This window comes from Pseudoalteromonas sp. C8, from assembly GCF_011378685.1.
Lineage (GTDB): Bacteria > Pseudomonadota > Gammaproteobacteria > Enterobacterales > Alteromonadaceae > Pseudoalteromonas > Pseudoalteromonas arctica.
Genome location: NZ_WTKT01000023.1, coordinates 1 through 18,746, shown reverse-complemented (window position 1 = coordinate 18,746; position 18,746 = coordinate 1). Strand labels below are relative to the sequence as shown.

Genomic DNA, 18,746 nt, shown 5'->3' with positions numbered 1-18,746 from the left:
TTAACGATACTGAACCTGAAAAATACGTTTAAAATTATTATATTAATAAATTACTTATTCACTGCCATCATAGCACGCGCTGTGTCGAGCATGCGATTAGCAAAACCCCATTCGTTATCACACCATACTAATAACTTTATCAGTCGTTTGTGACTAACACGTGTTTGTGTGCCATCAATAATACAAGAATGTGGGTCGTGATTAAAATCAACCGACACAAGCGGCTCTTCGGTATAACTTAAAATACCTTCTAAGCGGTCTTTTGCTTGTGCTTTAAGTGCGTTATTTACTGCGTTTAAATCTACATCAGTATTAACCGTTACACTTAAATCCATTGCCGTTACATTTATAGTAGGAACACGTACGGCGATGGCTTCAAAACGGCCTTTAAATTTAGGTAAAATACGGTCTATACCACGGGCGAGCTTTGTATCAACTGGAATAATTGATTGGCTTGCAGCGCGAGTACGGCGTAAATCATGATGATAACCATCAATCACTTGTTGATCGTTCATCGACGCATGAATAGTTGTAATAGCGCCCGACTCAATACCAAATGCATCATCTAATACTTTAATAACCGGCACAACACAGTTAGTTGTACACGAGCCGTTAGAAACAATTGTGTGTTCGTTTTTAAGCTCATCGTCGTTAATGCCATACACAATCGTAGCATCAACATCGTTATCGGCCGGATGCGAAAACAACACCTTTTTAGCGCCTGCGGTAATATGTAACTGCGCATGTTCACGCGAGTGATAAACACCCGTACATTCAAGTACAACGTCTACATCGAGCGTTTGCCAAGGTAATTCAATTGGGTTTTCTTCACAAAAAAGTGCAATGGTATCGCCTGCAACACTAATGGTGTCTTCACCAAGTTTTACAGGAAAAGAAAAACGACCGTGGGATGTGTCGTATTTTAATAAATGAGCAATAGCTTCAGGATCAGCAAGTTCGTTAATCGCAACAATTTTTATATCGTCGCTCAAACCAGACTCGTATAACGCGCGGACAATATTTCGACCAATACGACCAAAACCATTAATTGCAAGTTTGATTGCCATGAAATATAAAATCCACTCTTTTAGCGTGCAGATAAAGGCAATACGCCTTTTAGATGTCTGTATTGTAATCGACCTTGCATCTGATTATAAGAGGGAAGCATTAGAAACTTTAAATTAAGGTTAAAGAGCTTACGCATTGCAAGCTCTTTGATGGTTCTGACTTTTTAAATTAAGTTTTTTATACTAAATTTTTTAATGCGCTAATTATATCTTCTGGCTCAGAACGAGTACGATAATCAACATCAACATAACGCCAAGTCACTTTACCTTGTTTATCTAAAACAAAGGTGGCAGGGATCGGTAAAACACTACTATTGCCATTGTTAACCGACTCTAAATTTAGGCCTCGGTCTACTCGCATATGCTCTAGTAAAAATGTAGGTACTTGCCATGCTACGCCGTAGCTTGCTGCTACATCGGCATTTTGATCACTCAGCACTAAAAAATCCATTTTACTTATTTCATCATCACTAAGTGAGCCATCGGGTACTTGCGGGCTAATAGCCACCAATTGTGCGCCTAATGCGTGAATTTCAGGTAAGCGTGCTTGAAGCGCTTTGAGCTGTAAATTGCAGTACGGACACCAACTTCCACGATAAAAAGCAACAACTACAGGCCCTTTAGCAAGTAACTCGGTTAACTGCACCGATTGACCATGTTGATTTGGTAACTCAAAACTTGGTGCGATTTGGTTTAAATCAAGTGCATTAGCACCTTGTTGAAACGCTTTTGCCTGTGCAATCGTTTCATCAACACCTTTCATAAAATCAGGATTACCTTTACGCCCTGCTGCTATTTTTGCCTCAGTTTGTGCTTTTAACGTGTTATTTTTATCGCTCATAATATGGCTACTTTCAAATTAATCAAAAATTTAAAGCCAGCTTACATTATGAAAATGTATTTGAAATGAAAATTTTAACTTATTCATCTACCTCTAAATCAAATACCACGTTTATTGATGATTTAAAGCTTATCGTTTGTTGTAAATAATTTTTGCGAGCTTTAGGAAATGAATCGCTCATTGGATTTACTCTATCTATTTTTTTAACCGCTGCACCAAAGCCACTGTAAACGCTTTTTTGAGTTGAGCTAATAGTTCGTACTTCACCCACTTTTGTACCAAAGGACTTAGCAAGTACATTTGCTTTTTCTTTTGCGTTATTAAGTGCTTGTTGTGTGGCTTGTGCTTGTAACAGCTCAGCTTTTGAAGATAAAAACTCAGTATTTTGAATCGCATTTACTTTTAAATTCAATAAAAAATCACTTAAATCATTCACTCTTTCAATATTTTTTAGTGTTACTTCAAAGGTCCTTATAGCTGCGTATTCTGCGGGAGCCTGATGCCCTGTTTCAATGTAATCCATACCCGTTTTTTCAACTTTAACACTTGAAGCAACTACATCATCGGCAGTTATTTCAAATTGATTTAGTCCGTCAATTAGTAAATTAACTTTATTATCAAGATCGTTCTTAGCTGCTAAAGGTTCGTTTTTAATACTTATAATTTGAAATAGTATTTTAGCGATATCAGGATTGGCAAGCACCTCTGCAGTACCTTGAACTGCAATATGGCGATTTGTGGCTAAGCTTGAATTAGCAAAAGTGATGAGTGGGAATAAGGTTAAGAAAATACTAGTGATGAGTTTCATGATCGTTCCTTGAATAGCAATAATTTATTATCAAATCGCTTGTTGTTTAACGAGTGATAGGACTTCTGGTTTTTTTAATTCTTCTATTAAAAATTTACTCCAATACAATGAATACAAATAACCTTCAAAACCTTCTACAAAACCTGAAAATTCACCTTTAAAACCTCTTTGCTCACCACGTGGTCTTGCATCATAAAATTTCCAACATTTAGTATGTAAAGCTATATTAAAGAAAGGGATTTTTTTAGAAACAAGATCTACAACTTTACTTGGTCTTAACTTAAAAGGATTTTCGACCCCTTTGATAAATGCAACACCTTGTTCGTAGTTTTCTAACTCTTGCTCACTTAACTTATTTACGTTAATAAACTCTATAGCCATATCTGCTGACTTTGCATGATTTCCTAGTTTAGGAACCAAAAAGGCTCGAACCCTATATTTTTGACTTTGAACTACATCATCGTTTAGATCATTTCGATATGTTTCCATATATCGGCGAACAACTTTGTAATTATCTTTTTGAAGCTGTTTCAAAGCATCTATCTGAGCTTGTTCGGAAATTCTTGTTAATTGCATTGCAATCGCAAGACTTGCAGTTAAAGCATGCTCATCTCCAAACTCTTCAACTAGTATTGTTTCGAAATTACTTAATGCTGACTGACATTCACCACTCACGGCTAAATCAATAGCAGGTAAGCTTCGATGTTCTATTTTATTTCTTAACCCGATCAGAAATTTTATATTCGCTTTTTCTGGAGCTTCAAATCCCTGCCAATACCCATCGATGCAATCTCTCAATTCCCATGACTTTTCTTCACCATCGATAAAAATCGTTCTTCCATTTGCATCTTTATGGAAATAATCAATTCCTTTCTTCTCAAATATGGCATGCATAAGTGATGTGTAAGCAATTACTATATTTACTATAAACCCATAAGTTTTAAATTCAGTATAGGGATTGTTATAAGTTGATACGGCAAGCAACGCGAACTCTTTAGCCTTGTGAAGTAATATTCCTTTTACTGAATGATCAATTACTTGTTGTAACTTTTGGCTATGAACCGCTCTAAATTCATTTTTACTTAAAAAAGCTATTCCGGAACTTGAATACTGCTCTCCATCTTTTTCTAGATATTGATACCAGCGTTTAGATAAATATGTTCTACATGTGTCAGCCTTCCACTCCGTTGCTTCCATTAATTGAAGTACAGTAAACGCTTCACTCTCTTTTTCTTTTTCAACAAGAAAATTATAAGCTAAATCAACTTTTTCGTATTTATTCATCTTCGCTATTCCATCTGCGTTTTCTATTTATGAAATTTATATTTTTAATATTAAATAATAAATATACAAGTACCTATAATCATACGAATAACAATAAAAGTAAACTGCCTATCATTAGCCTCGGTGTTAGCCGATAAGGCATTTTATCGTTGGGTTTCGCTGTCCTCTATCCAACCTACATCAACTCGGCTACTTTTAACTCTTTGCCACGGCTTATTTGATGGCACTGGGCTAGCAGTAACTCGGCGGTGGCTTGTGCATCGGTCAGTGCATGGTGGCAATGATAGCTTGGTAACTCATAACGTGTGCGGCAGGCATTAAGGGTTAAATCATCTTGTTTTATTTCAGTTGAATGATGAAGTAAGCGCTTTTGTTCAATATGGAGTGTGTCGATTATGAGTTTGGGACGTATCGTTATATTGGCATTTTTAAGCGCTATTTTTAAAAATCCCCAGTCGAGCATGGCATTATGAAACACTAAAATACAGTCGCTAAAATGGCAGCTCAATTGCGTTAATATACTGCACAAGCTCTGTCCTTTTGTTATAGCATCGTCGCTAATCCCATGAAAAACAGGACTTTGCTCAAGGCTTTTTACGTCTTTATTTATAAGGTGCTGCGACTCGCTCATTTTTATACATTGGTTATCTATTATCACCCACGCTACCGATACAATTTCGTGCTGTTTTGCATCAAGCCCAGTGAGCTCTAAATCAATCACCAAATAACGTTGTTGTAAGGCATTTTTGCCTAGTAATTTACGGCGCTTTAAATACCGAGTGAGCAGCTTTTTTACCATGTTAGTAATCCATCATTATAAACTGCCGCGAGCAAACTTAAACGCGGCGGCTTGCTGCGCTTGTTTAACAAGGTAAAACGCTTCTTTTAGTTGATGGCGCTCTAGTGAGTTTAATTTATTAGGATTAATACAATTACTCGGTAAGCCCTCTTCGTTTATTTGTGTACTCAAGCGAAGCTGCGTTAAGAACCGCCAGCAGTCTTTTAGGTTGTATATATCTTCTTTGCTGATCAGTTTATGTTTTAGTAGTGCGTCTAATCGCTCTTGCGTGTTGGCGCACCTAATACCCGCTTTTAAAGCGTATAACCGCACTATGTCATTTATAATTACGACACCGCGTTTTTTTAAATCTATGTATTTATTATTTTGATCTGTTTTTTCGGTTTTAAATTTATTAAATAAACCAATTGGCACGCTGTTGCTGCTTATATCGGTTGCCATTGCGGCATAGAATAAGTCGTTACGCGATATACGAATTAGTTGCTCGCAAAAAGCGGTGTATAAAGCATTTGAGCCTTCAATAAATCGCAGGTCAAAAAATATTTTACAGTTGAGCATTGCATTAGGAGTAGGGCTTTTTATCCATTTAAAAAAGCGCTCGCTCCAGTCGTTTACGCTCATTCGGCACTCATCGCTGCTTGCCATAATATTACCTGGGCAACGCCTAATGCCGCACTCAACTAAATTCTCACATACAAACTCCCCCATACTTTTAAAGTAAGCGTGTTGCTCGGTGGTTAAGTCGTTAGGGAGTAACAAGCCGTTGTCTTGATCTGAATGCAGGGTTTGTTCTTCGCGTGCTTGCGAGCCAAAGCAAATAAAACTAAAGCTGGTTGGCGCTGCGCCATGCTCTTCTTGAAATAAGTGAATAAGGCGCGATGTAAGCGCATCGGTTAAACCACTGAGTAATTTACCAATTAGCGATATGTCGTCAATGTTGTACGAAAAACCACGCAAAAGTTCGGGAATTTCTTTAGCGTAGCGTTTTAAATCAGTAACAGTATGCGCTTTATATATGCGCCCAATAAGCTGTACGGGGTCGCTTTTTTGTTGGCGCAGTAAATCGGTGCTGGTTATCATCCCTATAGGGTTATGGTTTTCGTCAAGCACGGGCAAATGATGAATATTGTATTTAAGCATTAAGTGCAGCGCCGAAAACACCCGGTTATTTTCAAATATAAACTTAGGTTTGGCGGTCATAATACTGCTTACTGCGTCTTGTGGATCTACCTCGTCGGCAAGTACTCGATTACGTAAATCACGGTCGGTTACCACCCCTACTAAGTGCGCGTGCTGCGTTATCATTATTGACGACACACCATGCTCTTTCATTTTTTTAGCGCTTTGCCTAATACTTGCATCGGGCGAAAGCGTAATGGCGGTGCGGGTCATCAGCTCTGATATTTTACGTTCAGACCAACTATCGTTTTTACTTTTATAATGCGATGACAACAACCGGTTAGCATGAGCGCGTACAAAGTATTGCTCAAACGATTTATATTCTCTGCGTAAAAAATCAAAGTGCGTTTGAGAGAGCATATACACTATGCCCTCTTTTTGTACTTCCAACCTATTTTGAATTGCCTCACCGGTTAACAGCGACGGAAAACCAAAGTAGTCACCTTGCGCTAAGCGTGTAACAACATCGCCCTTACCATCAACTAGGTCATACAAACCAGAGCGAATTAAAAACAGTTTAGGGTTTTCACTTTGTAACCACTGAGTCTGGTTTTCGCGGGTGAGGTAAATAATATCAAGATGATTTACAAAATATTCGTATGCGCTGCTATCAAGCATAGTAAAAGGTGCTTGCAAACAAACGTATTGGGCTATTTCTTGTTGTTCTACACTCATTGTATTCGCTCTTTAAATGGTGATGTACCAATCTAATGTACTTATTTATTAAACAAATAAAAAGCCCGACTAAAGTCGGGCTTTTGGTGCTTTATGTTTTCTAAACTATATCTATAAATTGTAGCCTAGTGGTCGTGTGCTTCTGCAGACCCTTTAGGGTTACGAATGCTTTCAACCATTTCTTGAATTTCAACTGGTGTAGGTTTAGTAAACTTAAGAACAATTGCAGCAACAGCAAAGTTAATAATCATACCAATTAAGCCAATACCTTCAGGCGAAATACCTAAGAACCAGTTTTCAGGGCTATTTAGCTCTGGGCTAACAAACTTGAAGAAAATGATATACGCAGCGGTAAAGCCAATACCCGTTACCATGCCTGCAATGGCGCCTTCGCGGTTCATTGTTTTAGAGAATATACCCATAATAATTGCTGGGAAGAAACTCGCTGCCGCCAAGCCGAATGCAAATGCCACTACCGATGCCACAAATCCAGGCGGGTTAATACCAAAGTACGCGGAGATAACAATAGCGACCATGGCTGCCAACCTCGCTGCAAGTAACTCTTGCTTGTCGGTAATATCGGGCTTGAGGGTTCGCTTGAGTAAATCGTGCGAAACGGAGGTCGAAATAACCAATAGTAAACCTGCTGTTGTAGAAAGTGCAGCGGCAATACCACCAGCAGCTACAAGTGCGATTACCCACGCTGGTAAGTTAGCAATCTCTGGATTTGCTAATACCATAATGTCGCGGTCTACGTTTACTTCGTTAGCACTGTTCGGATCGGTGATTTTACCCGCCGTGTAGAACATTTTGCCATCGCCGTTTTTATCATCAAATGTAATTAAACCTGTGCGTTCCCAGTTTTTAATCCATCCTGGTGCTTCTGCGTAAGCTGTACCGCTACCGTCTTTACCATTAATAGTATCAACCATGTTTACGCGAGCAAAGGCTGCAACCGCAGGTGCTGTAGTATAAACAATCGCGATGAACACAAGTGTCCATGCTGCAGAAATACGCGTGTCTTTTACGCGAGGTACAGTGAAAAAGCGAACAATTACATGTGGTAAACCAGCAGTACCTACCATTAACGCGCCAGTAATAGCGAACACGTCAATCATGCTCTTAGAGCCTTCGGTATATTGCGCAAAACCAAGTTCAGCGCTTAAGCCGTCTAGTTTATCAAGTACGTACACGCCATCGCTGCCAATTAATGTGGCACCAAAACCGGTTTGTGGGAAGAAGTGACCCGTCATCATCATCGAGATAAAAATGGCTGGTACAAGGTAGGCAAATACAAGTACACAATACTGCGCTACTTGTGTGTAGGTAATGCCTTTCATGCCGCCAAGTACCGCATAAAAGAATACAATCACCATACCAATGTAAACACCGGTTTCAATTTCTACTTCTAAAAAGCGTGAAAATACCACGCCTACGCCACGCATTTGCCCTGCAATGTAAGTAAAGCAAATGAATATGGCACATACAATTGCCACTAAACGTGCGGTGCGTGAATAGTAACGGTCGCCAATAAAGTCAGGCACGGTAAACTTGCCGAATTTACGTAAGTAAGGCGCTAAACACATGGCTAATAGTACATAACCACCAGTCCACCCCATTAAGTAAACGCTGCCATCGTAACCTGCAAACGAAATAATACCCGCCATTGAAATAAACGACGCGGCGCTCATCCAATCAGCAGCCGTTGCCATACCATTAGCAAGAGGAGGTACGCCGCCACCTGCTACATAAAACTCTTTAGTTGAACCCGCACGGGCCCAAATTGCTATGCCGATATAAAGCGCAAAGCTTAAACCAACAATTATAAACGTGAGTGTTTGAACATCCATTGCTTAGCTCCTATTCGTCTACGCCGTATTTTTTATCTAACGTATTCATTTTGAAAACGTACACAAAAATCAAAGCAACAAAGGTATAAATCGCGCCTTGCTGGGCGAACCAGAAGCCAAGTTTAAACCCAAAAAAACGCACTTCATTAAGTACATCAACCAGTAATATGCCAAAGCCGAAAGACACGATAAACCACACTGCTAATAGTTTAAATAACAGCGAAATGTTTTCTGCCCAATAAGCTTTTGCTTGTTCTTCATCTTTAAAAGCCATTTTTGTTTTCCCCTTTAAGCACCGCAATATCGCGATGAGTGGTTTTTTATCTTCGCTTACCAATTTAGCAACGCTGGTTACATATTGAATTGAGACCATAGTCGTAACAGCCTGTTAACGTTTACGTAAACTGTATTTATCATTCAAACGTACTTTATACATTTTCATTTTATTTCAATTGGTTAGCTTAATTTTTTGAATTGGCTTTACTATTAAATTGGTAAGTTGTTTATTAATGCGACATTAGTCTAATGCTTGAGATGATTTTATTTTTGTTATTAATATTCAATAAGATAGAAATAAAATGAAAGTTTTATTTTAAATTCAAGCCTCACACTTAACCTCAGTTCTGGTATTGTGTTAATCCCTCATAGGGTTGAGGGACTATTTAAAATAATAAGGTTTAATAACAACATGACTGCCGTACTCATTATTGTTGCTTTAAGTTATATAGGTGTGCTGTTTTGGCTCGCCAATTGGGGCGATAAAACAACCCCTTTGGCAAAGCGTATTAGCCATCACCCTTTTGTGTATTCACTCTCACTTGGGATTTACTGTACCTCTTGGACTTACTACGGCTCAGTGGGTACAGCCGCCACCAGCAGTTGGAGTTATTTGCCAATATTATTGGGCCCTGCGCTGCTGTTTTTATTCGGCCAAGGGTTTTTACGTAAGCTGGTACTGGTAAGCAAAAAACAAAACATAACCACTATTGCTGACTTTATTTCAGCTCGTTACGGCAAACGCCAAACTACCGCGATTATGGTTACTGTAATCGCCTTACTCGCGACTATTCCCTACATTGCACTGCAATTAAAAGCGCTTAGTACCAGCTTTTTACTTTTGCAAAACAGTAATAAAATATCAGGCGATATGCTCGCGCTTTCTGCCACATTAATTATGGCCTTATTTGCAATATTTTTTGGTACCCGCAAAGTGGACGTAACAGAGTATCGCTCTGGGTTAATGCTTGCTGTCGCGTTTGAATCGATGATTAAACTTATTGCACTTATTGCTGTAGCAGGACTTGCTGTTTACACCTTATTTAATATGCCAGAGCCTACTTCAAATAAAGTAACCGAGTCGATTTGGGCCCATTGGAGCGACTTTAACTTTTTTAGCTTTAACTTTATTGGCCAGTCCTTAATGGCTGCGGCCGCTATTATATGTTTACCACGCCAGTTTCATGTAACCGTGGTCGACAACCAAAACAAACGCCACTTACTTACCGCTCGCTGGGCTTTTCCGCTGTATTTATTATTAACTGCCGCAATGATTTTACCTATTGCTACTGCGGCTATTCATCCTGATATTGGCAGCGGCTATTCGCCAGATAGCTTTGTACTTGCCCTACCGTTAATTAACGACAACGCCTTTTTAACCACCTTTGTATTTATAGGTGGTTTATCGGCCGCCACCGCAATGATAGTGGTAGCAACGCTTACATTAAGCACGATGATTTCAAACGATGTGGTATTACCCCTAATGCTACGTCGTAAATTTAAACGCAACTTAATTACTACCAGTTATAAGTCTCGAATTTTACTTGTAAGGCGCTTTGCTATTGCAGGCATATTAATTTTGGCCTATTTCTATCAGCAATGGTTTGGCCATAGCAGCGCACTGGCAAGTATGGGCTTAGTTGCTTTTTCACTTGTTACTCAATTATTACCCGCTATTGTGGGTGGTTTATACTGGCGAAAAGGCCATGCTTATGGGGTTTATGCAGGTTTAGTAGCGGGCTTTATTTGCTGGGTACTCTTTTTAATGCTGCCAATACTCGATGCCGGAGCAACGCTTGATAGCGAGCTACAACAAACGCTTATAACGCGTGGAACCTTGATAGCTTTGTTTGCCAATATTGGGTGTTATATTAGTTTTTCACTTGGGGCTGAAGAGCGCTTAATTGATAAGATTCAGGCAGCTGCATTTGTTAATCCAAAAGATCAGGCTATTTTATCAAGGCGTTTAAATAAAGACGTAAAAGCCACTGTTTACGACTTTAAAATACTACTGCAAACCTTTTTAGGTATTCAGCGCAGCCAACAAGTATTGGCGCATTACGCGCTCGCCCATCACTTGAGCGATAACAACGCACACCCAGAGCCTGAATTTATAGCCTACTGCGAACGCGCGTTAACAGGCGTGCTTGGCGCATCGTCAGCGCAAGCATTAATACATACGGTATCGTCGGGTAAGCGTATGGCGTTTGAAGAAGTTGTAAACTTTTTTGACGAAACCACACAAGCGCTGCAATTTAATCAAAATCTGTTATTTACCTCACTCGAAAATTTAAGCCATGGTATTTCAGTTGTTGATAAAGATTTAAAGCTAGTAGCTTGGAATAAGCGCTACAGCGAAATGTTCGGCTACCCTGAAGGATTTTTAGAAGTAGGCCAACCCATAGAAGATATTATTAGATACAACGCTAACCGTGGTGAATGTGGCCCTGGCGAAATAGAACGCCAAGTAGAAAAACGTGTGCAGCATTTAAAATACGGCAGCTCACATCACTTTATTCGCCACCGTCGTAATGGCCAAGTATACGAAATGATTGGTAACCCGCTGCCCGATGGCGGATTTGTTACCAGCTTTTCGGATATTACCAATCACATAAGTACGCAAAATGCGCTTGAAGAAGTAAACATGGATCTTGAAAACCGCATAGAAGCGCGAACTCAAGAAGTGCAAACCATTAATAGAGACTTACAAGCTCAAATAGATAGCCGTGTACAAACCGAGCAAGCACTTACTTTAGCCAAACGAGAAGCAGAGCAAGCCAACGACAGTAAAACGCGCTTTTTAGCACTGGCGAGCCACGATATTTTACAGCCGTTAAACGCAGCACGTTTATACCTTGCTGCCATTGACGAAAAGCAACTCGACAGCACTAACCAAAACAGCTTTGAAAAATTAGGCGACAGTCTCGATTCAACCGTGCATCTAATGTCGGCACTACTTGAAATAGCCAAGCTAGAACAAGGCGCTATGACGCCAACCCCTCGCCACTTTTATATCGAAGATATTTTAGCGCCACTGCAAAGTGAATACGCTATTTTATCAAGTGATAAAGGGCTTAAACTTAGTGTACGTTCACACCAGCAAATTGTGCACAGCGATATAACCTATTTGCGCCGAATTATTCAAAACTTGGTCTCTAACGCAGTTAAATACACCGATAATGGCCGTGTATTAATTGCCTGTAGAAACCGTAAACACAATTTACGAATAGAAGTATGGGATACAGGCCCAGGTATTAGCGAAGTTGAGCAAGCTAAAATATTTAACGACTTTTACCGTGTTGAGTCGGGCGATAACAAAGGCGTAGGCTTAGGCTTAGGTGTTGTAAAACGTATGGCTGACTTATTAAGTTTGCCGCTTGATGTGCATTCTGAGCCCAATAAAGGTAGCCGTTTTAGCATTGAAGTACCTTATGGTGACGAGCAGTTTGTACAACAAAAAAGTACGACAAACAGCCTAATAGAAAACCGTGCAGCAATTAATATTGTTGCCGTAGACGACGACCCTGAAAACCTAGCTGCAATGGCAAGCTTACTTAAAAAGTGGCAAGCTAATTACACGCTATTTGATAATGTAAATAATGTACTGGCGCACGCTAAGCAAAACGGTGCACCCGATGTTATTTTAATGGACTACCAATTAGGCAATGACTGCGATGGCATAACGCTAATTAAAACCCTGCGCGAAATTTGGCAAAGCCAAGTACCTGCTATTTTAATTACCGCAGTACGCGACACCGAGCTTAAACAAGAAACCAAAGCCGCTAATATTCATTATTTAAGTAAGCCAATTAAACCGGGCAAACTAAAAGCACTGCTTAATCACAGTACATAATAAGCGAGTAAAAAGTGATCAAGTTAAAAGCTATCAAGTAATAGCGTAAAACAAAAAGCCCAGTATCTTCACTGGGCTTTGCTTTATAAAGTGTTCAAAAGTTAAACTGGATTTACTCGGCTTCTAAGCTTTTGGAATAACCAACTTAACCCCACCAACGAAAGTCCTAATCCAATAAACGAAAGCGCTTTAAGTAAGCCCTCCAAGTTAGCCATATCAATTAAAAACACTTTAACAATAACTGCAGCTAGTAAGCCTAAGCCTATTTTTTGTATTAATAACTGGTTTTTTAAATGACCAAAAATAACAGTACCCGCCCCCATTACTAACCAAATAACAGAGTAGCTATAAAGCTCTGCATTATTTGCGCCTTTTGATAAGTAAATATAAGGCCCTTGCCAGTATTGGCGAATAAAGCTGTTTATTGCCAATAATATAAACCCACCCGCAACGGCCAATATAAATGGCGTAGCTTTAGCGTTTATTGGTTTTACAAGCTTGGCCAGCCAAAGCGTTAATCCTGCAGGTACTAACCACAATAGTAATAACCAGTTAAATATTGGCAGCTCACCTATGTAAAGTGATTCAAATAATGGGTTGTCGTCAAGCAGTGTTTTAATAGCAAAAAGCCCTGCTAACCCTACAAGTGCAAAGCCCGCCACTTGGTATAACTTAGCTAAACTACCGGCAAGTTTTGCTCTGTGTAAATACACACACCCTAATGCCAGCCAGTTACAGGTAAGGAGTATTTGTTCGTAAAAGTTAAGTGAATCAAATTGCGGATAATGCCCTACTAACTGATAACTTGTTTCGGTTGTAATAAAAAGCGCTAAACAATGAAGGGCTGCACCTTCTAACCATACTTTTAATTGAGATGCTTTAAAGCACCTAGCTGCGGCAAAAAATAACGCAATGCATAACGGGTAAACCACTATGCTCCAATGCAAACCAAATACCGTGAGTGCATCGTAACTTGGCGTCCAAGGTGAAAGCGTAAGGCGCAGTAATAACGCAGCAACCAAGGCTTTTATAGGCCAATGTGGCATAGGCACGCTATAGCGTTTAATAAGTACGCTTATAAGTAATACTTGTACAGCAAGAGCAATGGTTAGGCCGCTGTCACTTAGTAGCATGGTAATTGCTAACGTAATATTGGCATTAGCGCCTACCCAATAAGTAAAACGCTGAAATAGCGTTGTATTATGTTGCGCGAGCTTTATTAAAATAGCTGCCACTACAAACAATACAACGGCCCAAAGTGGATATGCAGTACTTAACGCGGAATTAGGAATAAGCGTATATAAAGTCGCTATCATTACAAATACACTAAATGCCCCCGTAATATGAAACGCTAAACGCTTAATCTGTTTTTTACCGTAATAAAGCCCAAAAGCAGTAAGTAACAATCCGAGTAATAAACCCAAACCATACTCATTTTTGAATATAAAGAGGGCGTCATCAAATAGATTTGGCGAAAGATGCGTGCGTTCAGCGCCTATCACTAATAGCGTTGAAATAACTAACGCTACGCCCTGCCAAATATCCCAACGGCTATTTTTAAGGACTAAAAACAACACCAATACAATACTTAACACGCCGATTGCTTGCCACTGCATATCAAAGTGACTTATTAACATGGTAAATATTAAGGGCGCTATAAAGGCGAGTAATAATGCATGATCTGGAAGCACTTTAATTAAACGTTTTAAACTGTGCGGGCGGTGCTCTATAACATTCAATTTTAAGCCCAATCGCGGTATAGCAATTAACCCAATAATACTCAGTAGAGCAAACGTTCCCATTAACCAAACGGTATTAACTTTAAGTAGCGTAAAACCAACTAAATACCAACCAATGTGCCCTGCCCATAATAAATACCACAACCAAGCTCGCTGTACTTTATGTGCAACTAACGCGGCTGACAAACTTACAAAGCCAACATACATAAATAATGCAAACAAGTTACCACTGCCAGTGCTAACCCATATTGGTACGCTGTAAGCGCCAATAATACCAAGCACGGCCAATAGCGGGCCTAACCTAAGCGCCATCGCGCTTGCACTAATTGCTATAATAGCTAACGCAAAAAATGCCACGGTAGGGCTCAGCATGTCGTAACTGCTGTAAGCTAAAAGCGTTAAAGCAAAACAGGTAATAAACCCGCCGCTTGCAAGCGCTGCGGGTATGTAATTATTAAAGCCTTCAAATACAATGCGTTTATGGTGTAAATAAGCCGCGGCTGCAATTAGGCCAAGCCCAAATAAGCCGCCTAAACTCAGCCTCATTACAGGCGATAGTAACCCCGCTTCTAGGCTATATTTAGCTAAAAATATGCCCCCAAACGCAAGCGCTATTGCGCCTATCCAGGTCATCCAGTTTTGCTCAAACCCTGCGCGTAATTTATTAAATAGTAATTCTATGGCTGATGCTTCAGCTGGTTTGGCTTTTTTAGGAGGCGCTGATGGCTGATTTATTACAGGTGGCGACACGCTTTGGGACGTTAAGTTTGGCTGTGTTTTATGAGCAATTGGCTCAGACCTTGAAAGCGCTGCCTGAGCCGTAGATGCTTCACTTTGAGGTTCACTTTGCGATATCGATTTATGTGTTTGTAGATGTGTTATTTTGGCTCTTAAAACAGCAACTTCTTGTTTTAATCCATTTAACTGCACTAGCGCTATTAAGCCGCAAATAGCACCGGCAACTACAACCAGTATTACTATGACGGCTAACCCAACTAAATCATCCATGGCACACTCTTATTAATTATTATGCCCTGAGTGTACCTAATTATTAATGAGTAGGTAAATTTTGTTCAATAAAAAAGCCTAAGTACTTAAAGTGCTTAGGCTTTATGCTACTTAATATGTTTAGATTTATTCAACACTATCGGTAATAGTGCGCTCTAGGGTCATTTTATAACCTGAGCTTGTTGTTTCATCATGCTCTAAAATCAATATGTAGTTACCCTCTTGTGTAAAGTCCATATCGCTTTGTTGAATAAGCACAATTTGCTGACCATTATCTTCATATACAACATAAACCGTGTAAATTTCGTTATCTACAACCTGCTCTTCTTGGTCATACTTATCTAGGCCATCGACTACGTTACTGGTGTCGTCTACTGTTTCGCCGTTAAGTGTAAAGTACACATCAACATCTGAAACCGATTGCCCTGCGTAGCTTTCAATTAGGTTTACAACCGATACCGTATGGCTGTAACTACTTGGTGTTAGGTTTTCTTCAACGCTCATCATACGTAAACCGTTATCTGCGTCGTTATAAAAAATACCCACCGCACTTTGCTCACGCTCTAGCGTCATTAAAAAGTTATCAGCTAGTTTTGTACCTTCTTCGTCGTACATCGCTACGCTGTAACTATTAGGCGAAAGTTCAACATAATCTGTATAAGAGTCACTAGCAACTGTATTTGTTGTGTTTACAGTTGTACCGCGTGTAGCAGAAAAACTTACTGGCGAGTAGTCATCAACCGTATTTATAAAACGTAATTGCCCCAGGGCAGATTGATGTTTAAGCTCAGTAACGTAGTTATTATCGGTTACTACATCAAGCGTAATACCGCCTTCTTCTGTAGCGTAACTTGGGCGGATCATTGCTACATAACTTGCTTCATCGTATAAATAAACAGATGACGACTCGTACACAACATCACTGCTGCCCGCTTCGGTTATGTAAATAGTGTAATAACCTTCATCAACGCTTTGCAGATCTAACTCACTTAAATATTGAGCCGATGAAAAAAGTGTCGCGCTTTCAAATACGCCATCATCAGTTGCTAAGTAAATATCGTAGTTAGTATCCTCCCCTGCAATATTATAAAACCCTAAGTTAAACTCACCCGTATCGCTTGTAATAGGTACGCTAAGCTCTGTAAATGTAGGCTCATCAAAATTGCCGCTCATTACTACTAACTGTGTTTTGTCACCTTTAATAGAAATTTCTTGGTCGCTAATTGTTATATAGCTGTCGTTAGCATCTAGGTACTCAAAACTTACATCATAAGTGCCTGTGCTGTAGTTATGGCGAGTAGTTACATCGGCAAAATCAGCGCCTGAACGCTCTGTTTCTTCAACAAACAAACGTGTGTATGGGCTATTGTAAGAGCCGTTATACAATTGGATGTAACCTGTAGAGCTTGAGCTATCATCAGAGCCGCAGCCCGACAAAATAGTAATTAGACTTAAGGGTAATGCAGCTTTTAAAAGGGAGTTGGTCATTAAGGTTATTCCTTATTATTAATATCCCCATTATGACCCAAACATTCTATTTTAATTTCATGATTTACAAAGCATTACCCTCACTGACATTTCCTTACGAAAACGTTAAAAAGTGTAGTAAATGTGCAAACAATAAGGACGTGTTTTTATATAATTAAAAACGCTTACGGGGCAATTTCAAAACGATCTCGGCCACTCTTCTTAGCTAAATATAAAGCTTGATCAGCGCGCTTCATTACTTTATCTAAAGGCTCATTAGGCGTTTGCATTGCAACACCTATACTTACTGTTAAGTGGCGAGAATTTTGAACATTTATGGTGTGCGCAAGATCAATTAATTGCTGCGAAAAATCACACGCTTGCGTCATATTATTTGTAGGCAAGTAGCCACCAAACTCTTCACCACCGAGACGAGCAAACTTGTTTTGGTGCGTAAAAGCATTGTCGTATTTAGTTGCTAGTTCTTTAAGCACTACATCACCAATATCATGACCAAATTCATCATTAATTGCTTTAAAGTGGTCTATATCGATAATTAAAATAACGTAAGGTGAGTGCTGAGTATCTTTAGCGTGCTGATAAAAATAACGTCTGTTATGTACCTTGGTTAAATCATCAATAATTAGCTCACGCGCTAATCGATTATTAATACTTTGTACAAAGCGCATCGTTTTAAATAAACCATAGGAAGTTAAAAGCATACCGCTGGTTCTGCATAAATCTTCAAAATAAATACTTACCCAGTAAGGCTGTATCACTATCTCATCGATTAAATCAGCTGTATTACCCATGGACCAGAGCATTAATCCGAGAGTCGAAAATGTATATGCAAGCTTTGAAAGTTTGGAGCACTGAACCATCCAAAATAAAAAAATAAGAACAATTAAATTAATAAAATCAGTTGTAAAACCGTACACATTGTTTTGAACTTGTAAGGGAGGAAAGTTAGTTAGGGAGTAGGCTGAAAAAATAGCAATATAAGCTAATAAAAATAGGCTTACAGTTTTATTTTTCCAGCTCATTTTAAAAAAATTAGAAAGCCTGATAGTGAGCTTTACAGTTTCAATCATATTAACCCTAAGCTTTTCGATACTATATTAAAAAACTATAGCACATTACCAAAAAGGCTTATTAGAATAAGGTGGTTAATAACCTTTAATAATGAGCTTAAATCACCAAGCTTAATCCCCAAACTCCTAACACAAGTAAGGTTATTAAAACCATTGCCTTAGTTTTATGTTTACTAATGATTCGCTCAGCTTCATTACCTGCATAATAAACAACAATAGCCAGACCAAAATAACGAATAGAACGCGCGATACCTGAGGCCAACAAAAACAGCCAAATAGAGTACTTAGTCGCGCCTGCAGCAAGCATCGCTATTTGAAACGGAATAGGCACTATGCCTAGTGTTATTACAAACCAAAAACCTTGATCTTGCATTTGCTGTTTAACGTTTTCAAATTGCTCCGGGCTCGAAAACGTATTAATAATCCAATCGCCAACCGCATCAAATAAATAATAACCCAACGCATAACCAAACAATGCGCCTACTATGCAGCCCAAGGTCGCCATTAATGCTATAAGCCATAGCTTTTCTCGACGAGCCTGCATAAGAGGCACAAGCACTGCTTCAAGTGGAATAGGAACTATGGTTGACTCTAAAAACGACGCCACTGTAATACCGCTAAGCATATGCTTAGAGTCAATAAAATTACGTGTTTTTTCTTTTAGCTTTTTTTGAATGGCCATAGTAAATCCTTTTCACTTATAAATAAGAACAAGAGTATTCAATAAGCCAATAATTACACATTTAGGTTAATACACGCTGAAAACAGTGTACTAAATTTATCAGGTCCTAGGGCGTATTGATCTTTGT

At 39.2% G+C, this 18,746-nt stretch carries 13 protein-coding genes; 1 reads left to right on the top strand and 12 read right to left on the bottom strand.

Annotation, left to right across the window (positions count from 1 at the left end; genetic code table 11):
• Positions 1-50 precede the first annotated feature (50 nt).
• The 8 genes from epd to GQR39_RS17865 form a co-directional block, all read right to left on the bottom strand.
• A complete protein-coding gene (gene epd, locus GQR39_RS17900; RefSeq protein WP_007587176.1) occupies positions 51-1,067 on the bottom strand; it encodes an erythrose-4-phosphate dehydrogenase in 1,017 nt (338 codons plus the stop codon).
• A 178-nt stretch (positions 1,068-1,245) separates the two neighbouring features.
• On the bottom strand, positions 1,246-1,908 hold the full coding sequence (locus GQR39_RS17895) for a peroxiredoxin-like family protein (RefSeq protein WP_165736257.1): 663 nt from the start codon (positions 1,906-1,908) through the stop codon (positions 1,246-1,248).
• A gap of 79 nt (positions 1,909-1,987) precedes the next feature.
• Positions 1,988-2,716, bottom strand: a complete 729-nt coding sequence (locus tag GQR39_RS17890) for an SIMPL domain-containing protein (RefSeq protein ID WP_165736256.1) — start codon at positions 2,714-2,716, stop codon at positions 1,988-1,990.
• Between the two features lie 30 nt (positions 2,717-2,746).
• Positions 2,747-4,000 carry a DUF3644 domain-containing protein gene (locus GQR39_RS17885; protein ID WP_165736255.1) on the bottom strand — a complete coding sequence of 418 codons (1,254 nt, stop codon included), beginning with the start codon at positions 3,998-4,000 and terminating at the stop codon, positions 2,747-2,749.
• A 175-nt stretch (positions 4,001-4,175) separates the two neighbouring features.
• Entirely contained in the window at positions 4,176-4,799 is a 624-nt protein-coding gene (locus GQR39_RS17880; RefSeq protein WP_165736254.1) for a 3'-5' exonuclease, read from the bottom strand.
• Between the two features lie 15 nt (positions 4,800-4,814).
• On the bottom strand, positions 4,815-6,653 hold the full coding sequence (locus tag GQR39_RS17875) for a DUF294 nucleotidyltransferase-like domain-containing protein (RefSeq protein WP_165736253.1): 1,839 nt from the start codon (positions 6,651-6,653) through the stop codon (positions 4,815-4,817).
• 125 nt (positions 6,654-6,778) lie between these two features.
• Positions 6,779-8,503, bottom strand: coding sequence for a sodium:solute symporter family protein (locus GQR39_RS17870; RefSeq protein ID WP_007587184.1), 1,725 nt, complete (start codon positions 8,501-8,503; stop codon positions 6,779-6,781).
• Positions 8,504-8,513: 10 nt separating this feature from the next.
• Entirely contained in the window at positions 8,514-8,777 is a 264-nt protein-coding gene (locus GQR39_RS17865; protein WP_007377498.1) for a DUF4212 domain-containing protein, read from the bottom strand.
• Between the two features lie 414 nt (positions 8,778-9,191).
• Between GQR39_RS17865 and GQR39_RS17860 the strand changes: the two genes are divergently transcribed.
• On the top strand, positions 9,192-12,632 hold the full coding sequence (locus GQR39_RS17860) for a PAS-domain containing protein (protein ID WP_165736252.1): 3,441 nt from the start codon (positions 9,192-9,194) through the stop codon (positions 12,630-12,632).
• A 101-nt stretch (positions 12,633-12,733) separates the two neighbouring features.
• Here the strand turns inward: GQR39_RS17860 and GQR39_RS17855 are convergent, their stop codons facing one another.
• From GQR39_RS17855 to GQR39_RS17840, 4 genes are all read right to left on the bottom strand, one after another.
• A complete protein-coding gene (locus GQR39_RS17855; protein ID WP_165736251.1) occupies positions 12,734-15,379 on the bottom strand; it encodes a DUF2339 domain-containing protein in 2,646 nt (881 codons plus the stop codon).
• Between the two features lie 126 nt (positions 15,380-15,505).
• Positions 15,506-16,867, bottom strand: coding sequence for a hypothetical protein (locus GQR39_RS17850; RefSeq protein ID WP_165736250.1), 1,362 nt, complete (start codon positions 16,865-16,867; stop codon positions 15,506-15,508).
• A gap of 164 nt (positions 16,868-17,031) precedes the next feature.
• The gene (locus GQR39_RS17845) at positions 17,032-17,937 is read right to left on the bottom strand and encodes a GGDEF domain-containing protein (protein WP_206007895.1); all 906 of its coding nucleotides are present in this window, start codon (positions 17,935-17,937) and stop codon (positions 17,032-17,034) included.
• A 97-nt stretch (positions 17,938-18,034) separates the two neighbouring features.
• Positions 18,035-18,619, bottom strand: coding sequence for a VTT domain-containing protein (locus GQR39_RS17840; protein WP_165736249.1), 585 nt, complete (start codon positions 18,617-18,619; stop codon positions 18,035-18,037).
• Between the last annotated feature and the right edge of the window lie 127 nt (positions 18,620-18,746).

What these genes read in the sequence shown, in the direction of transcription:
- epd (WP_007587176.1), bottom strand. Translation starts at nt 1,067, where the DNA reads ATGGCAATCAAACTTGCAATTAATGGTTTTGGTCGTATTGGTCGAAAT.
- GQR39_RS17895 (WP_165736257.1), bottom strand. Translation starts at nt 1,908, where the DNA reads ATGAGCGATAAAAATAACACGTTAAAAGCACAAACTGAGGCAAAAATA.
- GQR39_RS17890 (WP_165736256.1), bottom strand. Translation starts at nt 2,716, where the DNA reads ATGAAACTCATCACTAGTATTTTCTTAACCTTATTCCCACTCATCACT.
- GQR39_RS17885 (WP_165736255.1), bottom strand. Translation starts at nt 4,000, where the DNA reads ATGAATAAATACGAAAAAGTTGATTTAGCTTATAATTTTCTTGTTGAA.
- GQR39_RS17880 (WP_165736254.1), bottom strand. Translation starts at nt 4,799, where the DNA reads ATGGTAAAAAAGCTGCTCACTCGGTATTTAAAGCGCCGTAAATTACTA.
- GQR39_RS17875 (WP_165736253.1), bottom strand. Translation starts at nt 6,653, where the DNA reads ATGAGTGTAGAACAACAAGAAATAGCCCAATACGTTTGTTTGCAAGCA.
- GQR39_RS17870 (WP_007587184.1), bottom strand. Translation starts at nt 8,503, where the DNA reads ATGGATGTTCAAACACTCACGTTTATAATTGTTGGTTTAAGCTTTGCG.
- GQR39_RS17865 (WP_007377498.1), bottom strand. Translation starts at nt 8,777, where the DNA reads ATGGCTTTTAAAGATGAAGAACAAGCAAAAGCTTATTGGGCAGAAAAC.
- GQR39_RS17860 (WP_165736252.1), top strand. Translation starts at nt 9,192, where the DNA reads ATGACTGCCGTACTCATTATTGTTGCTTTAAGTTATATAGGTGTGCTG.
- GQR39_RS17855 (WP_165736251.1), bottom strand. Translation starts at nt 15,379, where the DNA reads ATGGATGATTTAGTTGGGTTAGCCGTCATAGTAATACTGGTTGTAGTT.
- GQR39_RS17850 (WP_165736250.1), bottom strand. Translation starts at nt 16,867, where the DNA reads ATGACCAACTCCCTTTTAAAAGCTGCATTACCCTTAAGTCTAATTACT.
- GQR39_RS17845 (WP_206007895.1), bottom strand. Translation starts at nt 17,937, where the DNA reads ATGATTGAAACTGTAAAGCTCACTATCAGGCTTTCTAATTTTTTTAAA.
- GQR39_RS17840 (WP_165736249.1), bottom strand. Translation starts at nt 18,619, where the DNA reads ATGGCCATTCAAAAAAAGCTAAAAGAAAAAACACGTAATTTTATTGAC.